At 68.2% G+C, this 22,074-nt stretch carries 22 protein-coding genes; 12 read left to right on the top strand and 10 right to left on the bottom strand.

The window, feature by feature from the left end:
- Window positions 1–21 precede the first annotated feature (21 nt).
- The 3 genes from VD659_RS18310 to aceA all read right to left on the bottom strand — a co-directional run bounded on the left by VD659_RS18310 (window position 22) and on the right by aceA (window position 4,736).
- Window positions 22–1,626: a cation:proton antiporter gene (locus VD659_RS18310; protein WP_423262476.1), complete on the bottom strand. Its 1,605-nt coding sequence runs from the start codon at window positions 1,624–1,626 to the stop codon at window positions 22–24.
- A gap of 37 nt (window positions 1,627–1,663) precedes the next feature.
- Window positions 1,664–3,319: a malate synthase A gene (aceB, locus tag VD659_RS18305; protein ID WP_423262475.1), complete on the bottom strand. Its 1,656-nt coding sequence runs from the start codon at window positions 3,317–3,319 to the stop codon at window positions 1,664–1,666.
- 124 nt (window positions 3,320–3,443) lie between these two features.
- Entirely contained in the window at window positions 3,444–4,736 is a 1,293-nt protein-coding gene (gene aceA, locus VD659_RS18300; RefSeq protein ID WP_423262474.1) for an isocitrate lyase, read from the bottom strand.
- Between the two features lie 201 nt (window positions 4,737–4,937).
- Between aceA and VD659_RS18295 the strand changes: the two genes are divergently transcribed.
- Both VD659_RS18295 and VD659_RS18290 read left to right on the top strand, forming a co-directional pair.
- The gene (locus VD659_RS18295; RefSeq protein ID WP_423262473.1) at window positions 4,938–6,371 is read left to right on the top strand and encodes a helix-turn-helix domain-containing protein; all 1,434 of its coding nucleotides are present in this window, start codon (window positions 4,938–4,940) and stop codon (window positions 6,369–6,371) included.
- 66 nt (window positions 6,372–6,437) lie between these two features.
- Window positions 6,438–7,331, top strand: a complete 894-nt coding sequence (locus tag VD659_RS18290) for a LysR family transcriptional regulator (protein ID WP_423262472.1) — start codon at window positions 6,438–6,440, stop codon at window positions 7,329–7,331.
- 24 nt (window positions 7,332–7,355) lie between these two features.
- On the opposite strand, the gene VD659_RS18285 is transcribed toward VD659_RS18290, so the two are convergent.
- Both VD659_RS18285 and VD659_RS18280 read right to left on the bottom strand, forming a co-directional pair.
- Window positions 7,356–8,057 carry a type 1 glutamine amidotransferase domain-containing protein gene (locus tag VD659_RS18285; RefSeq protein ID WP_423262471.1) on the bottom strand — a complete coding sequence of 234 codons (702 nt, stop codon included), beginning with the start codon at window positions 8,055–8,057 and terminating at the stop codon, window positions 7,356–7,358.
- Window positions 8,058–8,312: 255 nt separating this feature from the next.
- Complete coding sequence (locus tag VD659_RS18280) at window positions 8,313–9,335, bottom strand: aldo/keto reductase (RefSeq protein WP_423262470.1); 1,023 nt, start codon at window positions 9,333–9,335, stop codon at window positions 8,313–8,315.
- Between the two features lie 93 nt (window positions 9,336–9,428).
- On the opposite strand from VD659_RS18280, the gene VD659_RS18275 reads away from it, so the two are divergent.
- Window positions 9,429–9,995: a TetR/AcrR family transcriptional regulator gene (locus VD659_RS18275; protein WP_423262469.1), complete on the top strand. Its 567-nt coding sequence runs from the start codon at window positions 9,429–9,431 to the stop codon at window positions 9,993–9,995.
- Between the two features lie 71 nt (window positions 9,996–10,066).
- Complete coding sequence (locus VD659_RS18270) at window positions 10,067–10,471, top strand: VOC family protein (RefSeq protein ID WP_423262468.1); 405 nt, start codon at window positions 10,067–10,069, stop codon at window positions 10,469–10,471.
- A 54-nt stretch (window positions 10,472–10,525) separates the two neighbouring features.
- Here the strand turns inward: VD659_RS18270 and VD659_RS18265 are convergent, their stop codons facing one another.
- Window positions 10,526–11,323, bottom strand: coding sequence for a DeoR/GlpR family DNA-binding transcription regulator (locus tag VD659_RS18265; protein ID WP_423262467.1), 798 nt, complete (start codon window positions 11,321–11,323; stop codon window positions 10,526–10,528).
- Between the two features lie 81 nt (window positions 11,324–11,404).
- Here VD659_RS18265 and VD659_RS18260 point away from each other — a divergent pair, with 81 nt between their 5' ends.
- From VD659_RS18260 to VD659_RS18250, 3 genes are all read left to right on the top strand, one after another.
- Complete coding sequence (locus tag VD659_RS18260; RefSeq protein ID WP_423262466.1) at window positions 11,405–12,052, top strand: bifunctional 4-hydroxy-2-oxoglutarate aldolase/2-dehydro-3-deoxy-phosphogluconate aldolase; 648 nt, start codon at window positions 11,405–11,407, stop codon at window positions 12,050–12,052.
- Between the two features lie 62 nt (window positions 12,053–12,114).
- On the top strand, window positions 12,115–13,425 hold the full coding sequence (locus VD659_RS18255) for an MFS transporter (protein ID WP_423262465.1): 1,311 nt from the start codon (window positions 12,115–12,117) through the stop codon (window positions 13,423–13,425).
- Window positions 13,426–13,434: 9 nt separating this feature from the next.
- Complete coding sequence (locus VD659_RS18250; RefSeq protein WP_423262464.1) at window positions 13,435–14,052, top strand: AAA family ATPase; 618 nt, start codon at window positions 13,435–13,437, stop codon at window positions 14,050–14,052.
- A 29-nt stretch (window positions 14,053–14,081) separates the two neighbouring features.
- Here the strand turns inward: VD659_RS18250 and VD659_RS18245 are convergent, their stop codons facing one another.
- Window positions 14,082–14,528, bottom strand: coding sequence for a hypothetical protein (locus tag VD659_RS18245; RefSeq protein WP_423262463.1), 447 nt, complete (start codon window positions 14,526–14,528; stop codon window positions 14,082–14,084).
- 219 nt (window positions 14,529–14,747) lie between these two features.
- Window positions 14,748–15,497 carry a TetR/AcrR family transcriptional regulator gene (locus VD659_RS18240; protein WP_423262462.1) on the bottom strand — a complete coding sequence of 250 codons (750 nt, stop codon included), beginning with the start codon at window positions 15,495–15,497 and terminating at the stop codon, window positions 14,748–14,750.
- 18 nt (window positions 15,498–15,515) lie between these two features.
- On the opposite strand from VD659_RS18240, the gene VD659_RS18235 reads away from it, so the two are divergent.
- Window positions 15,516–16,934, top strand: a complete 1,419-nt coding sequence (locus VD659_RS18235) for an MFS transporter (RefSeq protein ID WP_423262461.1) — start codon at window positions 15,516–15,518, stop codon at window positions 16,932–16,934.
- Between the two features lie 16 nt (window positions 16,935–16,950).
- On the opposite strand, the gene VD659_RS18230 is transcribed toward VD659_RS18235, so the two are convergent.
- The gene (locus VD659_RS18230) at window positions 16,951–17,085 is read right to left on the bottom strand and encodes a hypothetical protein (protein ID WP_423262460.1); all 135 of its coding nucleotides are present in this window, start codon (window positions 17,083–17,085) and stop codon (window positions 16,951–16,953) included.
- A 56-nt stretch (window positions 17,086–17,141) separates the two neighbouring features.
- Between VD659_RS18230 and VD659_RS18225 the strand changes: the two genes are divergently transcribed.
- From VD659_RS18225 to VD659_RS18215, 3 genes are all read left to right on the top strand, one after another.
- Window positions 17,142–17,513, top strand: a complete 372-nt coding sequence (locus VD659_RS18225) for a PH domain-containing protein (protein ID WP_423262459.1) — start codon at window positions 17,142–17,144, stop codon at window positions 17,511–17,513.
- Between the two features lie 66 nt (window positions 17,514–17,579).
- Window positions 17,580–18,674, top strand: coding sequence for a type IV toxin-antitoxin system AbiEi family antitoxin domain-containing protein (locus tag VD659_RS18220; protein WP_423262458.1), 1,095 nt, complete (start codon window positions 17,580–17,582; stop codon window positions 18,672–18,674).
- Window positions 18,667–19,572 (top strand): nucleotidyl transferase AbiEii/AbiGii toxin family protein, encoded by a 906-nt coding sequence (locus VD659_RS18215; RefSeq protein ID WP_423262457.1) that lies wholly within the window; start codon window positions 18,667–18,669, stop codon window positions 19,570–19,572. The genes VD659_RS18220 and VD659_RS18215 overlap by 8 nt, the downstream gene beginning before the upstream one ends.
- Before the next feature lie 37 nt (window positions 19,573–19,609).
- On the opposite strand, the gene VD659_RS18210 is transcribed toward VD659_RS18215, so the two are convergent.
- On the bottom strand, window positions 19,610–20,992 hold the full coding sequence (locus VD659_RS18210) for an MFS transporter (protein ID WP_423262456.1): 1,383 nt from the start codon (window positions 20,990–20,992) through the stop codon (window positions 19,610–19,612).
- Window positions 20,993–21,701: 709 nt separating this feature from the next.
- Here VD659_RS18210 and VD659_RS18205 point away from each other — a divergent pair.
- On the top strand, window positions 21,702–21,974 hold the full coding sequence (locus VD659_RS18205) for a helix-turn-helix transcriptional regulator (protein WP_423262455.1): 273 nt from the start codon (window positions 21,702–21,704) through the stop codon (window positions 21,972–21,974).
- Window positions 21,975–22,074: the final 100 nt, after the last annotated feature.

The raw sequence follows: 22,074 nt of genomic DNA, 5'->3' as shown, positions 1-22,074 counted from the left end.
CAGACGGATCGGTGTCGCCGGTCACTCCCCCGAGCGCGGCTTGCCGAGGTTGAGCTCGGTCTCCTCCACGTCGATCTTGGCGAGCACCGACTTCACGGCGCGCTCCTGGTAGCGGCCTTCCGCGCGGGCGGCGAGCACCGCATCCCGCTCGGCCGCGATCATGATCCGGCGCAGCCGGTTGTACGCGCGGGCCGGCGGTTCGACGCCGTCACCGGGCGGGTTCTCGAGAGCGTCGCTGAGGAACCGGGCGTTCACCCGCAGGCGGTCGACGACTCTCTGCTCGTCGGCATCCGTCACCTCTTCGTCGAGACGCGCCAGCCCCACGTTCTGCGCCTCGGCCATGAGCATGTGCACCTCGGTCATCTCCTGCGAGAAGTTCGGCGGCGGCAGCCGCAGCCGCCGGATGACGAAGGGCAGAAGCGCCCCGCCCAGAAGCGTGCCCACCACGATCACGAAGGCGAGGAACTGGATGAACGCCCGCCCCGGCGTCTCCACCGGCAGCAGGAACACGGCCGCGAGCGTCACCACGCCCCGGATGCCCGCCACCGACACCGCGATGCCGTTGCGCCAGCTCCAGCCCCGGTTGCGCAGCCACTGCGGTCCGAAGCGGTAGACCGAGGTCGTGATCATCATCCAGACGAAGCGCGAGAGGAAGACGGCGGCGAGCAGCGCGGCCGAGATCAGCACGGTCTCCCACACGCCCGGGCCGTCGCTCAGCGCCGCCGGGAGGATGGTCGCCAGGCTCAGCCCGATGAACAGGAACACGGCGTTCTCGAGCAGGAACTGGATGGTGCGCCAGTTCAGCGACTCGGCGATGCGCGACTCCGCGGTCTGGATGACCGGCGCCCGGAACCCGAGGTAGAGCCCCGCCACCACGACGGCCAGCACCCCCGAGCCGTGCAGGAACTGCGCCGGGATGAACGCGATGTACGGCGTGATGAGCGAGAGACTCGTGTCGAGCACCGGCGCCTTCAGCTGCTTGCGGATGAACCCGAGAACGAACCCGACCACGAGCCCCACACCGACGCCGACGCCGACGGCGAGCACGAACTCGAGCAGGATGCCCCACCCGTTCAGCTGCGGCGCCCCCGGGTCGACGCTGGCCAGGATGCCGGCGATCGCCGCGTTCAAGGCCACGAGCGCGGTGGCGTCGTTCAGCAGGCTCTCGCCCTCGAGCACCGTCACGAGCCGGCGGGGCAGCTTCAGCCGGCCGGCGATCGCGGTGACGGCCACCGCATCCGTCGGCGCCACGACCGCGCCGAACGCGAACGCGGCGGCGAGCGAGATGCCCGGCACCACCCACCACGCGGTGAACCCGACGGTCACCACGGTGAAGGCCACGAGCCCGACGGAGAGCAGCAGGATGCCGTCGCGCCGGGCCCGCACGTCGGCGAACGAGGTGCGGATGGCGGCCGCGAACAGCAGCGGCGGAAGCAGACCGTAGAGGATCAGGTCGGGCTGCACCGCGATCGCCGGCACGCCGGGGATGAACGACACCGCCGCTCCCACGATCACGAGCGCGATCGGCGCCGACCAGCCGACGCGGCGCGCGAGCCCCGTGACGGCGACGGTCACCACGACGAACGACACGATCCAGACGATCGTGGCCACGGGGTCGAGGGTCATCCCCTCATTATCCCGACCCCGTGGCCCTCGTGCGCGCTCAGGCGGCGGCGAACTCCCGTGCGGGCTGCCGGACCGGGGCCGGGTCGACCAGGTAGTGGGCGTAGGCCGGGATGGTGAGGAAGGTGGGGAACTCCTCCTCCAGCGCCACCATCCGCACGATGTTCTCGGCGTCGTCGAAGCGGTCGGCGAGCGAGCGGTCCATCGAGCGCAGCACGTCGTGCAGCACGACCTCCACGTGGTCGTGCGTGATGCGCGTGCCCTCCACGGTGACGATGCCCTGGTGGATCCACTGCCACAGCTGCGAGCGCGAGATCTCGGCGGTGGCGGCATCCTCCATCAGGTCGTCGATCGCCGCGGCGCCGACGCCCCGGAGCCAGCTCTCGATGTAACGGAGCGCGACCGACACGTTCGCCCGCACCCCCGCATCCGTCACCCGCGCCTCGATGGTCGAGAGGTCGACGAGCTCGGATGCCGTCACCGAGACCTCGGGCCGCAGCCGGTCGAGCTGGTTGGGCCGCTCCCCCAGCACCGCGTCGAACTCGGCGCGGGCGGTGTCGATGAGCCCCGGATGCGCCACCCAGGTGCCGTCGAAGCCGTCGCCGGCCTCGCGCCGCTTGTCGGCGGCCACCTTCTCGAGGGCGCGCTCCGTGACCTCCGGGTCGCGCCGGTTCGGGATGAACGCACTCATGCCTCCGATGGCATATGCCCCCCGCTTGTGGCAGGTCTGCACGAGCAGCTCGGTGTAGGCGCGCATGAACGGCACGGTCATCGTGATCTGGTCGCGGTCGGGAAGCACGAAGCTGCGGCCCCGGTCGCGGTAGGTCTTGATGAGGCTGAAGATGTAGTCCCAGCGGCCGGCGTTGAGTCCCGCGGCATGGTCGCGCAGCTCGTAGAGGATCTCGTCCATCTCGTAGGCCGCCGTGATGGTCTCGATCAGGACGGTGGCCCGGATGGTGCCGTGCGGGATGCCCAGCGCGTTCTCCGAGAAGGTGAACACGTCGTCCCAGAGCCGGGCTTCGAGGTGGTTCTCGAGCTTCGGCAGGTAGAAGTAGGGGCCGCGGCCTCCGGCGATGAGCGCCTTCGCGTTGTGGAAGAAGTACAGCCCGAAGTCGACCAGGCTCGCGGAGGCGGCCCGGGTCGACCCGGCCCGGTCGGTGTAGCCGAGGTGCTTCTCGACGAGATGCCAGCCGCGCGGCCGCATCACGATGGTGGGAGTCTCGGATGCCGTGACCCGGTACTCCTTGCCGTCGTCGCTCGTGTAGTCGATCTGCCCGCGGATGGCGTCGAAGAGCGACACCTGCCCGCCGATGACGTTCGACCAGGTGGGGCTCGTGGCGTCCTCCAGGTCGGCGAGCCACGCCTTCGCGCCGGAGTTCAGCGCGTTGATGGTCATCTTGCGGTCGGTCGGGCCGGTGATCTCCACGCGGCGGTCTTCGAGACCGGGGCCGGCGCCGGCGACGCGCCAGCCGGCATCCTCGCGGATCGGCGCGGTCTCGGGCAGGAAGCGCAGGTTGCGGCCGTTCTCGATGGCCTTGCGCTGCAGCATCCGGTCGTTCAGGCGCTCCTGGCGGCGGCCGGCGAACTGGTCGTGCAGCCGGGTGAGGAAGTGCAGCGCCTCTGGCGTGAGGATCTCGTCGAACCGCTCCTGCAGCTCGGCGTGCACCGTGATGGTGGTGGGACGGGGGTGGGACATGTCGGTGGTCCTTTCGTCTGTCAAAAACGTCGGAGTTTCGGTTGGATCGGCGGAAACGACGGACTCTCAGTCCGGTGGCGGCGAGAATCTCCGTCGTTTTGCGGCGTTCCAGGGAGGGTGTGGATCAGTGGAACTGCTCGGACTCGGTCGAACCCACGAGCGCGAGGGTGGCGCTGTCGGGGTTCAGGGCCGTGGCGATCCGGTCGAAGTAGCCGGTGCCCACCTCACGCTGGTGTCGCGTGGCGGTGTATCCGTCGGCCTCGGAGGCGAATTCGGCCTCCTGCAGCTCGACGTAGGCGCTCATGTGCGTCTCGCCGTAGCCGCGGGCGAGGGTGTACATGGAGTGGTTGAGGGCGTGGAAGCCCGCGAGGGTGATGAACTGGAACTTGTAGCCCATCGCCGACAGGTCGCTCTGGAACGTGGCGATCTGCGCATCCGTGAGCTTCGACTTCCAGTTGAAGCTGGGGCTGCAGTTGTAGGCGAGCAGCTTGCCGGGGAACTCGGCGTGGACGGCCTCGGCGAAGCGGCGGGCGAGCTCGATGTCGGGTTCGCTCGACTCGACCCAGAGCAGGTCGGCGTAGGGGGCGTAGGCGAGTCCCCGCGAGATGACGGTGTCGATGCCGGGGGTCGTGCCGTAGAAGCCCTCGGGGGTGCGGGTGCCGTCGAGGAACGGCACGTCGCGCGAGTCGACGTCGCTCGTGATGAGGTTGGCGGCGAGCGAGTCGGTGCGGGCGATGATGATGGTGGGCACGCCGGCCACGTCGGCCGCGAGGCGGGCCGCGTTGAGGGTGCGGATGTGCTGCGACGTCGGGATGAGCACCTTGCCTCCCATGTGCCCGCACTTCTTCTCGCTGGCGAGCTGGTCTTCCCAGTGCACGCCGGCGGCTCCCGCCTGGATCATCGACTTCATGAGCTCGTAGGCGTTGAGCGGGCCGCCGAAGCCGGCCTCGGCATCCGCCACGATCGGCACCAGCCACTCGCGCTCGGGCAGCCCCTCGGCGAACTCGATCTGGTCGGCCCGCAGCAGCGCGTTGTTGATGCGGCGCACGACGGCCGGAACCGAGTTGGCCGGGTAGAGGCTCTGGTCGGGGTAGGTCTGGCCGCTCAGGTTGGCGTCGGCGGCCACCTGCCAGCCGGAGAGGTAGATGGCCTTGAGGCCGGCGCGCACCTGCTGCACGGCCTGGTTGCCGGTGAGGGCGCCGAGGGCCGCCACCCACTCGTCTTCGCGGTGGATGAGGTTCCACAGGTTCTCGGCACCGCGGGCGGCGAGGGTGTTGTCTTCGGCCACTCGACCGCGCAGGGCCACGACGTCTTCGGCGCTGTAGTCGCGCTGGATGCCGTTCCAGCGGGCGTCGGTCTTCCACGACGTCTCGAGCTCGGCGGCGGTCTGGATCTGGTCTCCGGGGCGGGTGGTCATCTCACGACTCCAATGTCATCGACTTGCGGTTGCGGTCGCAGCGGGAAGAGCTGCTTGCATTCGACTATCCGGGCCCCGAGCAGCTTCTTCACCGACAATCACGGCAGAATTCTCGGCATTCTTCTGTTTTCACGAAGAAGCCGGTGTGTCACCATGGACGACATGCCCTCCACCTTCGACGGGCCGTTCGATGATGAACCCATGCTCGATTCATTGACGATCGGCCGACGCATCCGTCAGCTCCGCTCCGACCGCGGTCTCACGCTCGACGAGCTCGGTGCGGCCATCGGCCGGGCGGCCTCGCAGGTCTCGGTGATCGAGAACGGCAAGCGGGAGTTGAAGCTCGGCGAGCTGCAGCGCTTCGCGCGGGTGCTCGACGTCAGCCTCGACCAGTTGATGACCGCCGAGCCGCCCACGAAGCGCGCCGCCCTCGAGATCGCGCTCGAACGGGCGCAGCGCGGGCCGCTCTTCGCGTCGCTCGGCCTCGCCGCCCTCCCGGTGCGCAAGACCCTGAGCGACGAGGCGATCGAGACCATCCTGGGCCTGCACCGCGAGCTCGAGCGCGTGCACGGCGAGCGCGCCGCGACCCCCGAAGAGGCCCGTCGCGCCAACACCGAGCTGCGCAAGGCGATGCGCCGCCGCAACAATTACTTCGGCGAGCTGGAGCAGACGGCCGCCGGCCTGCACGCGGCTGTCGGCCACGAAGGCGGCCCGCTCTCGCAGCGCGTCGCCTCCGACCTGGCCTCGCACCTCGGCTTCACCCTGCACTACGTGGGCGACCTGCCCGGCTCCACCCGCTCGGTGACAGACCTCCGCAACGGGCGCATCTACGTGCCCCTCGGCCAGTCGCCCGATGCCGACCCGCGCTCGGTCGTGCTGCAGGCCCTCTCGTCGCACGTGCTGCAGCACCGGGAGCCGGGCGACTACGCCGAGTTCTTGCAGCAGCGCGTCGAGACGAACTACCTCGCAGCCGCCCTGCTCGTGCCCGAGAAGAGTGCCGTGGGCATCCTGCAGCGGGCGAAGGATGCGCGTGAGCTGTCGGTCGAAGACCTGCGCGACGCCTTCGGTGTGAGCTACGAGACGGCGGCGCACCGCTTCACGAACCTCGCGACCGAGCATCTCGGCATCCCGGTGCACTTCCTCAAGGTGCACGAGTCGGGCACCATCTCGAAGGCCTACGAGAACGACAGCGTGCAGTTCCCCACGGATGCGCTCGGTGCGGTCGAAGGACAGACCGTCTGCCGCTTCTGGAGCGCGCGGCGGGTGTTCGACGTCGAGGACCGCTTCAGCCCGTACCACCAGTACACCGACAAGCCGGCCGGCACCTACTGGTGCACCTCGCGCATCCAGCCCTCCTCGCGCGGTCAGTTCTCGGTGTCGGTCGGCACCGCCTTCGCTCACGCGAAGTGGTTCCGTGGGCGCGACACCACGAACCGCTTCCACTCCGGATGCCCCGACGAGTCGTGCTGCCGCCGCCCGCCCGCGGGGCTCGCCACCCGCTGGACCGGTCAGGCGCACCCTTCGGCCCGCCTCAACTCCTCCCTGCACGCGGCGATGCCGACCTCGGGCTTCACCGGGGTGGACACGACCGAGGTCTTCGAGTTCCTGGAGCGCCACGCGCCGGCCGCCTCGTGACGACACCCCACGGGGCGCGCCGCCCAAATGCGATCGGCACCGGCGAGCTGTAGAAGTATCGGAGACATGGCCCAGCCCAACCTCGAACACCTGCGCAGCTTTCTGGTGGTGCTACGCGTCGGCTCCATCTCACGGGCCGCACCGCTGATCGGTCTCTCGCAGCCGACGGTGTCGGCGCACATCCGGTCGCTGGAGGAGCATCTCGGCTTCGCGCTGTTCGATCGCACGGCCCACGGCGTCGCGGCCACGCCCAAGGCGATCTCGCTCGCGCGAGAGATCGAGTCCCATGTCGACGCCCTCGACGACGTGATGTTCCTCAGCCGAGGTGAGCAGAAGCATCCGGCCATCGATCTCGGGGGCCCGGTCGAATACCTGACGACGGTCGTCCTGCCCCGCTTAGCGACCCTGTCCGGGGCCGCCGAATCGAAGATCCGCGTGCGCTTCGATCTGGCGGCCCCGCTCCTCACCGCGTTGCAGTCCGGGGAGCTCGACATCGTGGTGAGCGCGGTGCAACCCCAGCTGCCCGGCATCGTGGGCGCTCCCCTCTACGACGAGGAGTTCGTGCTCGTCGCCTCGCCCGGCTGGCGGTCCCGACTCGCCGGCGTCGACCCGATCGACCACGAGCTGGCGGCGATCCCGCTGATCGCCTACGCGGAGAATCTGCCGATCGTGCGGCGGTACTGGCGCACCGTGTTCGAACGCCGGCCCGACGACGTGACGGTGGCAGCGGTCATCCCCGACCTCCGCGGGATCGTCGCCGCCCTGGTCGGCGGTGCGGGGATGTCGGTGCTGCCGCTGTACCTGGTGGTCGAGCAGCTCGCTGCAGGCACCCTGGTGGTGCTGCACACTCCTGTGGTCTCACCGCTCAACACCGTGCATCTGGCGACCCGGCGGGGCGACCTCGAGCGGAATCGGCAGCTGCGCGCGCTGGCGCAGGCCCTGTCTTCGACGACGCCCTGACCCCTCGGCCCCACGACCGGCTCATCACGCCGGCAGCGCAGCGACCACCGCGTGCGCGACGGCGGAACTGGACTGGGGGTTCTGCCCGGTGATCAGGTTGCGGTCGACGACCGCGTGGCTGGTCCAGGCCTCCGCGGATTCGATCACCGCACCCCGGCGCACGAGTTCGGATGCGACCAGCCAGGGCGACTTCTCACCGAGGCCTCCGGAGAGCTCCTCCTCGTCGGTGAAGGCCGTCAGGCGGCGACCGGCGAAGGCGAAGGACCCGTCAGCCCTCGTCGCACTCAGCAGAGCCGCCGGGCCGTGGCAGAAGGGGGCGATGATCGTGCCCCGATCGTCGGCGGCGACGAGCAGCGCGCCCATGACCGGGTCGCGTGCCAGGTCGACCATCGGACCGTGGCCCCCCGGGATCACCACGGCGTCGTAGCCGGCCACGTCGACCGAGTCGAGGGCGACCGGCCGGCTCAGCTCCTCGGCGATCTCCGCCAGGTAGGCGGAGAAGTCGTCGATGGCGGCCTGATCGCCCACGATGTCGAGGGAGAGCGAGCCGGGGTCCACCGTGGGCGTGACGCCGCCCGGGGTGGCGAGGGTGATGTCGGCCCCGGCCGCACGAAGGGTGCGGTGGGCGGTGACCAGCTCCTCGGCCCAGAAGCCGGTGGGGTGGCTCGAACCGTCGGTGAGTTCGATCGAATCGGCGGCGGTGACCACCATCAGAATGCGTGCCATGTTTCGTCCTTTCAACGTGCATCCATCCTGATCATCGGGCGCCCCGACCTGGCATCGGAAAACGTGGAGGCCCCATCGGAGATCTGCGCAACCGCCGACGGCGCCGCGCGTCAAGGCGGGAGCGTCACGGACATCGCGACGCCGATCGTGCCGAGCCCGGCGCCGCGGAGCGCGAGAGCCGCGCGGATGACCTGCAGCTCGTGCTGGGTGCGGCGTTCGGCGGCGAGCGCCGCCGCCTCGCCGCCGCCCGGCCCGCTACCGCGCCGACCGAGACGCCCCGGGCCGACGGCGCAACGCGGCATCGGCCACCTCGGGACCGCGGTACACCATGTCCATCGCGCCGATGCTCTCGCCGGGCGCAACGATGACGTCGATGCGGTCGAGGATCTCGTCCGACAGCGAGACGTCGGCCCCGGCGAGGGTGTCTTCGAGCTGCTCCATGGTGCGCGGCCCCGCGATCGCCGAGGTGACGCCCGGATGCGCGATCGTGAACGCCATCGCCAGGTGCGTCAGCGGGATGCCCACTTCCTGCGACAGCTCGACGAGTTCTTCGATGACGGCGAGCCGCCGCTCGTCGCGGAAGTGCCGCATCCCGGTGCTCGCCCGGAAGTTGTCGTTGCTCTGCCCCGCGCGGTACTTGCCCGAGAGCGCGCCGCCGGCGAGCGGGCTGTAGACGAGGGTGCCCATGCCGTACCGCTGGGCCACGGGGAGGATCTCGCGCTCGATCTCGCGGTCGAGGATCGAGTAGTTCGGCTGCTCGGTGCGGAAGCGTTCGAAGCCGCGCCGTTCGGACATCCACTGCGCCTCGACGATCTCGGAGCCTCTCATCGACGACGTGCCGATCGCGCGCACCTTGCCCTCGCGTACGAGGTCGGTCAGCGCCGAGAGCGTCTCGTCGATGTCGGTGTCCGGGTCGGGACGGTGCAGCTGGTACAGGTCGATGTGGTCGGTGCGCAGCTTGCGGAGCGACCGTTCGACGGCTTGCCTGATCCACAGGCGCGAGGCGCCGCGGTGGTTCACGTCGTCGTCGACGGGCCCCCAGAACTTCGTGGCGAGCACGACCTGGTCGCGCTTGCCGACGAGTGCTTCACCGACCACGTCCTCGGAGTCGCCGTAGCGGTCGGCGGTGTCGATGAAGTTGATGCCGCCGTCGAGTGCTCGGTGGATGATGCGCACACCTTCCTGGCGATCGGGATTGCCGAACGAGCCGAGCATCATGGCACCCAGAGCGTAGGGCGTGACCTTGATTCCGGTGCGGCCGAGGGGGCGGTATTGCATGGGGTCCTCCTGTAGGATCAGATACGGAACAACGTTCCGCTCTCACTCGACCACTATACGGAACAACGTTCCGTTTATGCAAGGGGCTCTGTCGTGACCTCATCGGATGCGCCACGCAAGGTGCGAGCGGATGCCCGCCAGAACCTCGACACCCTCCTGGTGGCGGCCCGCACCGTGTTCGCCCGTTCGGGAGTGGATGCGCCGGCCCGCGACATCGCGGCCGAGGCGGGCGTCGGCGTCGGCACGCTCTACCGGCACTTCCCCAACCGGGCCGAGCTCGTGGCAGCCGTCTTCACCACGGAGATCGACGCGACTGCCGCCGCGGCGGCGTCCCTGCTGGAGGAGCATCCGCCCGGCGAGGCCCTCGACCTCTGGATCACCCGCTTCACGCGCTTCGTCGCCACCAAGCAGGGTCTCTCCGCCGCGCTACGGTCCGGCGATCCGGCGTTCGACGCCCTGCCCGCTCACTTCACCGCCAAGCTGGGCCCGGCCATCACCTCGCTCCTCGACGCGGCCGCAGCGGCGGGCGACGTGCGGCCCGGCGTCGACCCCCTCGAACTCCTCCAGGCCGTCGGCGACCTCAGCCACCGCGCCCCCTCCCCCGACGGCTCGCCCAACCCGATGGTGCGCCTCCTCCTCGACGGCCTCCACACCCACTGACCGGTCGCGTCGCCACTGCCCTTCGGCGCGACATCTTGACGCCATCCCCGCACCCCGCCAGCATGGGCGGCATGAGCCTCTTCATCACCTGCCCCGTCGAGAACGTCGAGCGCGCCACCGCCTTCTACACCGCCCTCGGCTGGACCCTCAACGCCGAGATGTCCGCCGACACCGTGTCCTGCTTCGCGATCGCGCCGGAGCAGTACGTCATGCTCAGCAGCCGCGAGATGTACGCGAGCGTGGGCGGCACCGAAGACCTGATCGGCCCGCCCGGCACCCCCTCGAAGGTCACCGTCTCATTCGACCTCGACAGCCAGGAAGCGGTCGACGAGCTCGTCGAGCGGGCCGGCGCGGCCGGTGGTCGCATCGGCGACACCGACGACTACCCCTTCATGTACCAGCGCCAGTTCGACGACCCCGACGGATACCACTACTCGCCGTTCTGGATGAAGCCGACCCCCGACACGGCCGAGTGAGGTAGCCGCCGGGTTCGGGTTCGAGCCCGTTCTCGCCGAGCACCGGTCACCGACTCACGAGCCAGGCTGAGCCAGGCGGAGCTCGATCCCGAGGTCGTCGAGCGACGCGCGCGCGTCCAGCCGCAGGTCCGCATCCGTGACGACACTGTCGAGGGCGTCGAGGGGCGCCACCTTGAACCGCTCGAAGGTGCCGAACTTCGTGCTGTCGGCGAGGAGCACACACGACGACGCGGCGGCCATGGCCGCCTTCTTCAGCACCACCTTGTCGGTGGCCGGGGTGGTGACGCCGTGCGCCAGATCCCAGGTGCCGGTGCTCAGGAAGGCGAGGTCGAGGCTGATCGATCCGAGCGTGGCCGCGGCGAGGCTCCCGCTCGACGATCCGCTCGAGACGTCGACGACGCCTCCGGTGTGGATCGTCTCGATGCTGGGGTAGTCGAGCAGCGTCGTGACCACGAAGAAGTCGTTGGTCACCACGGTGAGGCCGCGGCGCGTGGCCAGAAAGGGCACGACCGCCTCGCAGGTGGTTCCGGCATCCAGGAAGACGACCATGTCATCCTGCACGAGCGTGGCGGCGAGCTCGGCGATCGCCCGTTTGCGCGGCAGTTCCAGCCCGGCCCGGGAGGCGCGCTCCCGTGGCGGCTCGGAGCCCTTCCATTCGCTGAGCCGCACACCGCCCTGAACGGAGACCACCTGCCCGCTCTCCTCGAGCGTGGCGATGTCGCGCCGCACGGTCATGTGCGAGACACCGAGGAGGTCGACGATGTGCCGGATGCTCAGCACGCCCGCGCTCCGGAGCAACCGCAGGATCTCCTGGTGACGCTGCTCGGGAATGAGAGGAGGGGCGGTGCTCACGAGCTAGAGCCTAACGCCCGGCGAGACCAATTCGGGAGAATGTGTGAATGTTTGTGAATCCATGAGCTATTGTGATCCTCAATGTTAAGCAAATTCGACGTGCTGCGCACGATCCACGACACCGGTGCCGTTCTGATCCTCCGTCTCGACAGCGCCGACGAAGCCCTCCAGGTCGCGAGGGCCGCCATCGCCGGCGGCTTCCGCGCGCTCGAGATCACCCTCTCGGTTCCGGATGCCCTGGGCGTCATCCGCACGCTCTCCAGCGAGTACGCCGACCAGGGTGTCGCCATCGGCGCGGGCACGGTGCTGGATGCGGAATCCGCGTTCGCGTGCGTGCAAGCCGGCGCGCGCATCCTGGTGAGCCCGAATCTCGATCCGGGCATGATCCGCACGGCGGCGCGCTACCAGGCCGTGTCGATCAGCGGGGCGTTCACGCCCACCGAGATCGTCGACACCCTGTCGGCGGGCGCGGACATCGTGAAGCTCTTCCCCACCGAGATCGCGGGGCCCGAGTACCTCAAGACCGTCAGGGCCCCGCTCCCGCAGGCTCCGATCCTGCCCGCCGGCGGAGCGACGCCGGAGAACGTGGGCACCTGGTTCGCCGCCGGGGCGGTGGCTGTGGGCGTCGGAAGCGCCGTCACGAAGGCCGCCCGACCCGACGGCGACTATTCGAAGGTCACACGCGCCGCCGAGGCCTTCCTCGCGGCGATCGCGGCCGCCCGAGCCTGACAGACCGAACACCCGAACCACACCCGATCCCCACACGCACCACACACAAAGGAGTGAATGGCATGAGCCAGACGACACTGGAGGCACCCGTCCTCAGCAAGGCCGAGAAGAAGACCGTCAGGATCCGCTGGTTCCTCGTGGGCTTCCTCATCCTGGGCGGGGTGGTGAACTACCTCGACCGCTCTACGCTCAGCGTGGCGAACACGACGATCGCGCAGGAGTTCGGTCTCAACGCCCTGCAGATGGGCCTTCTGCTCTCGGCATTCTCCTGGCCCTACGCGATCGCCAACCTCCCGGCCGGCTACCTCGTCGACAAGTTCGGGCCCAAGAAGATGTTCGCGTTCGCCGCGGGCGCGTGGTCGCTGGTGTCGATCGTCACCGCCGCCGCCAACTCCTTCGGTTTCCTCTACGCGGCCCGCGTCGCCCTCGGGATCGCGGAGTCGCCCTTCTTCACCTCGGCGCTCAAGGTCAACGAGCGCTGGTTCAACAAGAAGGAGCGCGCCCTTCCGGTGTCGCTCGTGAACACCGGCTCGCAGATCGCGAACGCGATCGCGCCGCCGCTGCTCACCTTCCTGCTGCTCACGATGAGCTGGAGGGGCATGTTCATCATCGTCGGCGTGCTGGGCGTCGTGATCGCCCTCGTCTGGTTGCGCATCTACCGCGACCCCACGCTCAAGGAGCAGGCGCTCATCAAGGGCGCCGAGGCTGAAGCCAGGATCGTGGCATCCAAGGAGAAGGTCGCCTGGGGGCAGCTGTTCAAGTACCGCAACACCTGGTTCATGATCCTCGGCGCCTTCGGCATCTTCTACACCGTCTGGGTCTACCTCACCTGGCTGCCGAGCTACCTGCAGACCGCCCGCGGATTCAGCCTCGCCGAGAGCGGCTGGCTCGCGTCACTGCCTTTCCTCTGCGGCATCATCGGCGTGATCTTCGGAGGCTGGCTCTCCGGTCGTCTCGTGGGCCGGGGCGTGAACACCGTGCGTGCCCGCAAGATCCCCATCGTGGGCGGAGCCCTCCTGGCCGCCGCCGCTGTGCTCCCCGTGGCCTACGTCGACAACACGGCGCTTGCGATCGTGCTGCTCTCGGTCGGCTACTTCGCCTCGCAGGTGCCCATCGGATGCCTGTGGACGCTCGCCTCCGACATCGCGCCCTCCAATCAGGTGGCTTCGCTCGGTGCGATCCAGAACTTCGGTGGCTTCATCGGCGCCGCCGTCGCGCCCGTGGTGACCGGTGCGATCCTCACCTCGACCGGAGGCAACTACACGCTCGTGTTCCTCATCGGCGGCGTGCTGCTGCTGGTGGGTGCGCTCTCCTACGGCCTGTTCGTGAAGGAGCGCCCGGCCGCACCGAGCGAGCCTCTGGCGACGGCGTAGCCTGACGACATGGGCAGCACCCTGTACTTCGTGATCGGCCCGGCGGGCTCCGGCAAATCGACCGTGAGCACGCTGATCGCCGAGCGGATGCACGCGGCCTACCTCGACAAGGACTCGGTGGCGACCTTCTTCACCGAGTCCTTGCTCGAAGCCGCCGGCACCGACAAGCACGAGCGCGACAACAACGAGTACTACCAGCGCGTGGTGATGGACCTGGAGTACCGCACGCTGCTGCGGCTCGCCGGCGACAACCTCCGCCTCGGCAACGCGGTCGTGCTCGACGCTCCGTTCGTGCGCTACTTCCCCCGCGACGACTTCCTCGAGCAGGCCGCCGTCGAGCACCACTGGCCGGACGACGTCGAGATCGTGGTGGTGCACGTGACGGTCGAAGGCTCCCGGGCGAAGAACCGGGTGGGTGCCCGCGGCTACGAGCGCGACGCCTGGAAGCTCGCCCACTGGGACGAGTTCTGGGCAACGGCGCAAGCCTCGGAGTGCCGCTGGCGGGGCGCCCACCACATCCTGTTCGACAACAGCGCCGACGGCGCCGCCGGCAACCTCGAGCAGGCGCTGGCGGCCTTCACGACCGGCACCACGGGATCCGCTCCGGCTGACCGCGACCGCGGCTGAGAGCCAGTCCGCAGTGGCAAGGTGCCGGTCTACGACGACACGAAGTAGATGATGAGCGCTATCCCGCCCAGCGCCGCCACGCAACCGAGCACGATCCCCCAGATCGCCAGCCCCCGCCCGCGAGTGCCGTTGGCAGCACAGGCACTCAGCCCGTTGGCCGACAGGACGATGCCCACCACGGTCCCCACGACCACCCAGAGCGGCAGGCCCTCCCACGCGATCGGTGCGAAGCAGAAGCCACCGCCGACGATGCTGACCACCGCCAGAACGAACCCCGCCACCGCCGTCGGCTGCCAGTGGCCCGCGTTGCCCGCCCTCCGGCCGCGATCCTGCGCCCAGATCGCGTAGTAGTCGGAAACTGCCGCGTCGTCGACAAGGATGTCGCGGGCTTCCTGATCGGTCATCGAGATGCCCAGCTCACGGCGGGCTGCCGCATCCTCGAGCGCCTCGCGGAACTGGTCGATCGTCTCGGTCATGGCTTCTCCCCCGTTCGCAGCGATCCCACTCCCGAGGCGGCTCGTTCACGTCTGCTGCGTCACAGCGACATTAGCGCTCGTACACCTGCCCCTCGGCGCATCACCTCGCATCTCGCCGGGGGCCACCCCCATCACCTGACGACATGATGGATTTCGCCTTCAGTCTGAGCGAGCAGATCACGGCGTGGCGCAGGGCCAGCCCGAGGCCGTGGCCGGCACTCAGCGGCGTGGATGCTCGCTCGCGCTGGCGAGGATTCCGTTGACGATCGCCGTGGTCGCCCATCGGGTGCGCTCATCCGGCGTCCCTGACGTGAACACCGTCGATCCGGCTCGGTGCAGCGACGGATGCCGTTCGGCGGTCGCCGCGTCCAGCGTCTCCGTGAGGTCGGCGAGGTCCTGCCCCGCCGGGGTCGCGTGGGCGGCCCATTCGGCGGCAGAAGCCGTTGCATGCTGGAGCAGGAGGTCGATCCCCCGGACCGCGGTCTCGATGTCGACTCCGGCCGCGTCGAGCAGCCGCATCAGCAGCTCGAGGAGGTCGAGGTAGTGGGGGCCATCGGGCCAGGTGGTCAGCGCTGCCGACGCGAGTCCGGGCTGGCTCGCCAGCAGGCCGGCGTAGTCGTCGACCACCCGCTGCAGCCGTTCCCGCCACGCCTCTCGCCCGTCCCAGGACAGATCGAGCTCGGACAGGTACCGGTCGATGAGCAGCGCGTTCAGCTCCGTCGTGTTGCGCACGTAGACGTAGAGCGATGCCGGCCCGGTATCGAGCTCGGAGGCGAGTCGACGCATGGTCAAGGCGGCGGCGCCGTCCCGGTGGACGACATCGACGGCGGCGTCGAGGATAGCCGCTCGCGACAGCGGGGGCTTCGCGGGCCGATCCCGGCGACTGATCGGTTCAGGTCGTGCCATGTCCACAGCGTACTCGGCTTGCATCGTAACGAACATGTTCGTTACGATGCTGTTCGTAACCATTCCCGCGAAAGGATCGCTATGACCAGCACAGCAACGACAGCCACCGCCCCGTCGCTGTCCACCAAGGGCGTCTGGCTGACGCTGATCGTGGTGCTCCTCGCCGACGCGATGGACCTGATCGATTCGACGATCACCAACGTCGCGGCGCCGTCGATCGTCGCCGACCTCGGAGCAGACGAGAGCGTCATCAAGTGGCTCGGCGCCGCTTACGCTCTCGCGCTCGGCTCGCTCCTCGTGCTGGGCGGCCGCATCGGCGACAAGTTCGGCCAGCGCGGCACGTTCCTCGTCGGGATGGCGGGCTTCGTCGCCGCCTCGGCGGCGGCCGGCCTTGCCCTGTCGCCCGAGATGCTGATCGGAGCACGGGTTGCGCAGGGCGTCTTCGGGGCCTTCCTCATCCCACAGGGCATGGCGATCATGACCGCCTCCTTCCCGAAGCCCGCCCTGCAGAAGGCGTTCAGCGTGTTCGCACCTATGCTCGGAGTGTTCGCGGTCGCCGGCCCCCTCCTCGGTGGCATCCTGATCGACGCGAACCTGTTCGGCCTCGAGTGGCGCCCGGTGTTCCTTATCAACATCGTCCTCGGCGGGTTCGCCCTGGTGATGGCAGCGAAGTTCCTGCCGCATGTCCCGCCGCGCCCGGCGACGCGCATCGACGTGTTCGGGAGTTTCTTGCTCGTCGTGGCGCTCTTCGGGGTGCTGTTCGGTCTCATCCAGGGTTCGAGCGATGGGTGGGATGCCCTCGCGATCACGTCCCTCGTCGTCGGCGCGATCGTGTTCGCCGGGTTCGTGTGGCGGCAGGCGCGCACGCCGGACCCGCTGCTGCCGCGCACCCTGCTCGCGAACCGCGGGTTCACGGCGGGCCTCATCGTCGGACTCCTGGTGTTCGCCGGCTTCAGCGGCCTGATGTATGTCATCTCCCTGTTCCTGCAGCTCGGGCTCGACTACTCCCCCACCCAGACGTCGCTGAGCCTCATCCCGCTCACCCTCGGCATCATGGGCGGCTCGGGCATCGCCGCCGCCCTGATCGTGAAGCTCGCCCGCCGCCTGGTCGTGCTCGGCCTCGTCGCGATGCTCGCCGGCGTCGGGCTCATGATCGTGTTCGTCACCGCCGCGGGATCCGACCTCACCTGGTGGCAACTCGCCATCGCCACCCTGTTCATGGGGCTCGGTGCGGGCATCTGCTTCAGCTCCATTTTCAACACCGCGCTCGGCGACGTCGACGCCCACGAGGCGGGCTCGGCCAGCGGATCACTGAGCGCCGTTCAGCAGGTCGCCAACGGCATCGGCTCGGCACTGGTCACGAGCATCTTCCTCACGCTGCTGCCCGGCGGCGACGTGGGCGCCGTCTCCGTGACACTCGTCGTGCTGCTCGCGCTCCTCGCCGTGTGCCTCCTGGTCGTGCCGCTGCTGCCCCGCACCGCGATCGCCGAGGTGGAGTGACCACGCCCTCCCGAGCTCAGCCCTTCGCGGAGCCGCCTTGCGCGTCGAGCGCGGTGGATGCCCCTCCCCGCATCACCAAGGCGGCAGCGAGCGTCACCCCCAGCCGCACGGTCAGGTACACGATGATGCCGACACCGACGCCGCCGGCCATGGCAGGCTCCGCCCCTGCCGATCCCTCGACAGTCGTCGATCTGCCAAACTAGCGCGATGGAAGCCGCCGCACTTATCACCTGGACCCTTCAGAACGAGATTCCCATCCCGCCCGACGTGACCCCACTTCTCCTCGACGGCGAACAAGCCATCGCCGCATTCAAAACCTTCCGAGACTCCGCCGTCTTCACCACCAAGCGGCTCATCGTCAGAGACGCCCAGGGAATCACGGGCAAGAAAGTCGAGATATATTCCCTTCCTTACTCATCGATCAACATGTGGTCTTCCGAGAACGCAGGCAAACTCGACTTCAACTCCGAAATCGAACTCTGGACACGAGCAGGCCACATCAAGGTCAAGCTCTCGAAGGGCGCAGATGTACGCCGCCTCGACAGCCTCATCGCCTGGGCCGTACTTCAGTCTCACTAGCGCTAGTCATTGCGCGACTCGGCGCAACCATGCTTCATATGTTGCGTTTTGGCATATAATTGCAGTATGTCTGGGTCAACTGAGAACACCCTCGCCCGTCTAGCCGGCGGCCAATGGGGGATGTTCACTGCTGCGCAGGCGACTGCACACGGGGTCGCTCGCAGTACGCTGCTGCGCCGCGAGCAGGCAGGCGCGCTCGAACGCGTCCGGACCGGGGTGTACCGGCTTCCGGGTGTCCCATCCGATCGCCTAGACGAGATCCGCGCGGCTTGGCTGGCCTCAGAACCCGAGAATTCAGCGTGGGAACGCCTCAGCAACCCGGACGTCGTCGTCGGCGGTGGCGCGGCCGCGTGGGCGCATCAGCTCGGCGACCTTTACCCCTCGCCAATACTCATGTACTCAAGGAAGCGCCGACAGACGCGACACGATGACGTCCGATACAGCACCCGCTCTGTCCCCGAGCAGGACGTCACAGTGCTCGATGGGCTGCCTGTCACCACGCGAGAGCGCACCATTGCCGATCTCGTCGACGAGCCCGGCACCGATCTCTCCCTGATCGCGGACGCTCTGAGGGACGCTGAGCGTTCCGACGCAGATCTAGACACCGGACGGCTCATCCAACTGCTGGGCGACCGCTCCAAGCGTCTCGGATATCCGACTGGAGCGGACCTCTACGCGCACCTTCGATCACTGACCCAGGTAGATGAGGAACGGCTACGCGACCTGCTGGCGCACACCAACCTGCGCGACATGGTCGCGGCGCTTTCCAACGAGCGCGTTCTGTCCATACTCTCCTCCCTCGAGCACCTGAACCCGCAGCTGACCGCCGAGCAGCTCGACGCCATGATCGCTCCGATAAGAAGCTCGCTCCTGATCGCCCTGAATGAGCAGGTCAAGAACGCGATCATTCCCCTGGGTGCCGACCTGCCGATCGTGAAGATGCCGCGCGTGAACCTCCCGGAGAGCGTGAAGAAGGCCCTGACGCTGCCGGCACTTGCCGAGCTGCAGCAGCTGGCCGTCCCCCGAATTGCACTGACGGTTCCTCCGCTGCCCGAAGAGGTGCGATCGCGGCTCGCTGACCTCGCCCTGCCAGGCAATGCCGCCGATGCCCAAACCAAGTCAGCGACAGCTGAGCCAGCTGAAGCGGCGCAGGATGAGTAGGCCCGAAGAATACGCCACCCCGGCGGCCACATGGACAGCGATCAAAGCCGCCTCGGGCAACGCGGCCACCGAGAAGGGAATCAGTAAACATAACCTCATCCAGCTCCAGCTCTTCGACCGGTTCCTGGCCCGGGTCTTCGCGAACGACGACGCGCCTTTCATACTCAAGGGCGGCACTCGAATGCTCGCCTTCATCCCACACGCACGCGCAACTCTCGATGTCGATCTGGAGACGTCCATTGACGGCGTCGCAGTCGCGATCACAGCCCTCGAGGCACTCGTGTCCGTCGACATCGGAGACCGGCTTCGATTCACCCTCAGCAAGCGGCAACAACGCGCAAGTGGCGAAGACCAGCCGAACATCACCATGGTGACCCTCACGTTCACAGTCACCGGATCCAACCAGCAGGTGAAGGTCGACCTGGCTCTGCACGACCGTGCCGGCGCTGCGACCGTTCGCGCCACACCAGCGTTCCGGGTTCCCCTCCCGCGCGAGGTCCCCTCCCCGGAATACGTGATGATCGCCACCGAAACCCAAGTCGCCGACAAGGTCGCCGCAATGATGGAAACCCACCACGGCGGCCCCGACGGCCGATCAAGCCGCGCGAAGGACCTCGTCGACATCGCCCTCATCGCTCAGAACCTCAGCTGCGACGCGCAGCAGCTCCGACACGCCATCGAGGTTCAAATTGTCGAGCGGAACCTGACCCGTTTCACGCACGTAGACGCGTCCCCTCGAGTCCAAGCCGGATATCCCAACGTCGCAAAGGCAGTTCGCGATATGACCCTGACCGGCGAGGAAGCATTGGCCCTTACGAACGCACTCATAAGTCCCATACTCGACGGCACCGTGACTACCGGAAGCTGGGACCCTGCGCGCGGCGAATGGGCGCCATGAGAGCGCCCGCAAACGAGGCCTAACCACCAACCCGAGCTCAGCCTTTCGCAGAGCCCGCTTGCGCGTCGAGCGGGGTAGACACGCCTCCCCGCATCACCAGGGCGGCACCGAGCGTCACCCCCAGCAGCACGGTCAGGTACACAATGAACCCCGCGCCACCCCCACCAACCGTGGCGTGATAGATCAGCGGAGCCGTGCCACCAAAGAGCGAGTTCGCGACGGCATACCCGAAGCCGACACCGAGCGCCCGGATGTGGGCGGGGAACACCTCCGCCTTGGCGATGCCGTTCACCGACAGGTAGCACGTCAGAACCGCGAACGCGAGAACGAGGATGCCCAGCACCGCCGGCGGCGACGTCACCTGAGCGGCCACGGTCACCAGCACACCGGCGCCCACGAACCCCAGCACCCCGAAGGCGATGAGCAGGGGCTTCCGGCCGATCCGGTCGCTCAGTGCTCCGCCGAGCGGCTGCATCAGCATCAGCGCGACGAGTGCGGCGAGCACGAGTCCGGTCGCGGTGAGCTCACCCGACGTGCCGTCTGCTGTGAAGAACGTCTCGCGAATGAGGAAGGGAACGGTCACCGTCGCGGTGTAGAACGCGGCACTTCCGCCGGCGGTCAGCAGGATCACCCACACGAGCGGCCGCCAATGGTTACGAAACAACGCCTTCATCGTCGAAGCCGGTTCTGAGCTCGCCGGCTTCGGCGAGGAGGAGACGGCGACGGATGACGCGGCGGCAGATGAGGCGGTGCCGGCCCCGGATGCGCCGCGCTTGAATCCGCGCGCCCACAACAGCGACGCAAGCCCGGCCACCCCGCCAACCACGAACGCAACCCGCCACCCCCACTCCGAAATGCCCGCACGATCACTGATCAGCAGGAGCACCAGCAGGCAGGCCTGAGCGAGCACGAGACCACCGACGATCGTGGTGGCCTGGAACGAGGCGAAGAATCCGCGGTGGCCCCGCGTGCCCGACTCCGACAACAACACCGTGGCGGCCGCATACTCACCCCCGGTGGCGATGCCCTGGAGCAGGCTCACGACCACGAGGATCACGGCCGCCCACGCCCCGACCGCGCGCTCGGTCGGGGCAAGCGCGAGAGCGACGGATCCGGCCGACATCATCGTGACCGCCGCAACGAGTGCCCGTTGTCTGCCTCGCGTGTCGGCGAGTCGGCCGAAGAGCCAGGAGCCGAGCGGGCGAACGACGAACGTCAGGGCGAAGAGCCCGTAGACGTAGATCAGCGAATCGGGCGAGTCAGGATCGAAGAACTCGGTACGGAAGTACGGAGCGAAGGTGGCGTAGAGGTAGAGGTTGAACCACTGCACGAGATTGGGCACCGAACCCGCCAGGATGACCCGCACCTGAGCGCGACGATCCGGATGCGCCCCAGCTGCGGCCGACGGGGTGGGAATCACTCGACGACCCTACCGAACGTGCGGCCCCGACGATCGTGGGTCACGATGCGGCTCCCTCCGCAGTTCGAGGAGCGCTCCAGTTGCCGCGACTCCGACAGCCGATCACTTTCGGATCCGCGGCTCCCGGATACGAAGGCGAGCACCCAGCGAGACTAGGCGCACTCGATGGTCCGAGCCTCGACTCGCAGCACACAAAGGTCACTGCCTTCAAGCCCGGGCGGCTGAGACGCGCGGAGCGCGCCCGTCACAACGACTCGCCCGCCCTCGACCACGCAAGCGAGGGCTTGGTGCGCGAGCGCACCCTCACAGAGGATTTCGCACGTGGGCTCAGGTCGACCCACGTGTACATCGTCGGAGAGCAGGAACGCAACCAGCCCCCCATCCGGCCCTTCGCCGACGAACGGTTCGCTCGACACCCGCCCGCACACCTCAACTTGCGAGAACATGCGCCTCCACCTCCTCGCAAGCGCTAGCCAGGCATTCGCAGCATTCAGCGTTTGCCTCCGCGTGCCGCTTGATCCAGATCGCATTGGCGCACTCCTCCGAGCACGCCAGCTGGTCGTACCGCATCTCCTCCCGCGGAACCCGGATGCCGCAGAGCCGACACCGACGCAACTTCTTCATCACATCCTCCCAAAATTGTTATGGCTAGCCAATTGTGATGGATAGCCATAACACTCGCAATGAGTAATCCGGATGCACTGGTTTTGTGCCAATCGACAGCCCCGTCCCCGAGCCCAACTTCGACGCTCTCCGCGCCGAGCTCTCTCGCCTCCGCCACGACCGCGGCTGGTCGTACGACCAGCTCGCCGCCCGCTCTGGCGTCGGCCGCGCCACCCTGGTCTCGATGGAGTCGGGTAAGCCCCGCCGCAACCCCAATAAGCCAGCCTCCCGAGGGAGCATCGAGTCCTGGTATCGCGTTGCTCAAGCGTTCGATGTCACCCTTGGGGAACTCCTGGCTCATCTATACGTGGAGCGTTGAAGTTACATCACGCAAAAGCGATCAGCTGTCACCCTGACCCCGTTCAGGAAATGGGGTCACGGCCGCAACAGCTCGCGACTGTAGTGGTCGATAGGCGACA

This window comes from Herbiconiux sp. 11R-BC (assembly GCF_049472555.1).
Classification (GTDB): Bacteria; Actinomycetota; Actinomycetes; order Actinomycetales; family Microbacteriaceae; genus Herbiconiux.
The sequence above is the reverse complement of the archived record's forward strand: the minus strand, read 5'-3'. Positions and strand labels throughout refer to the sequence as shown.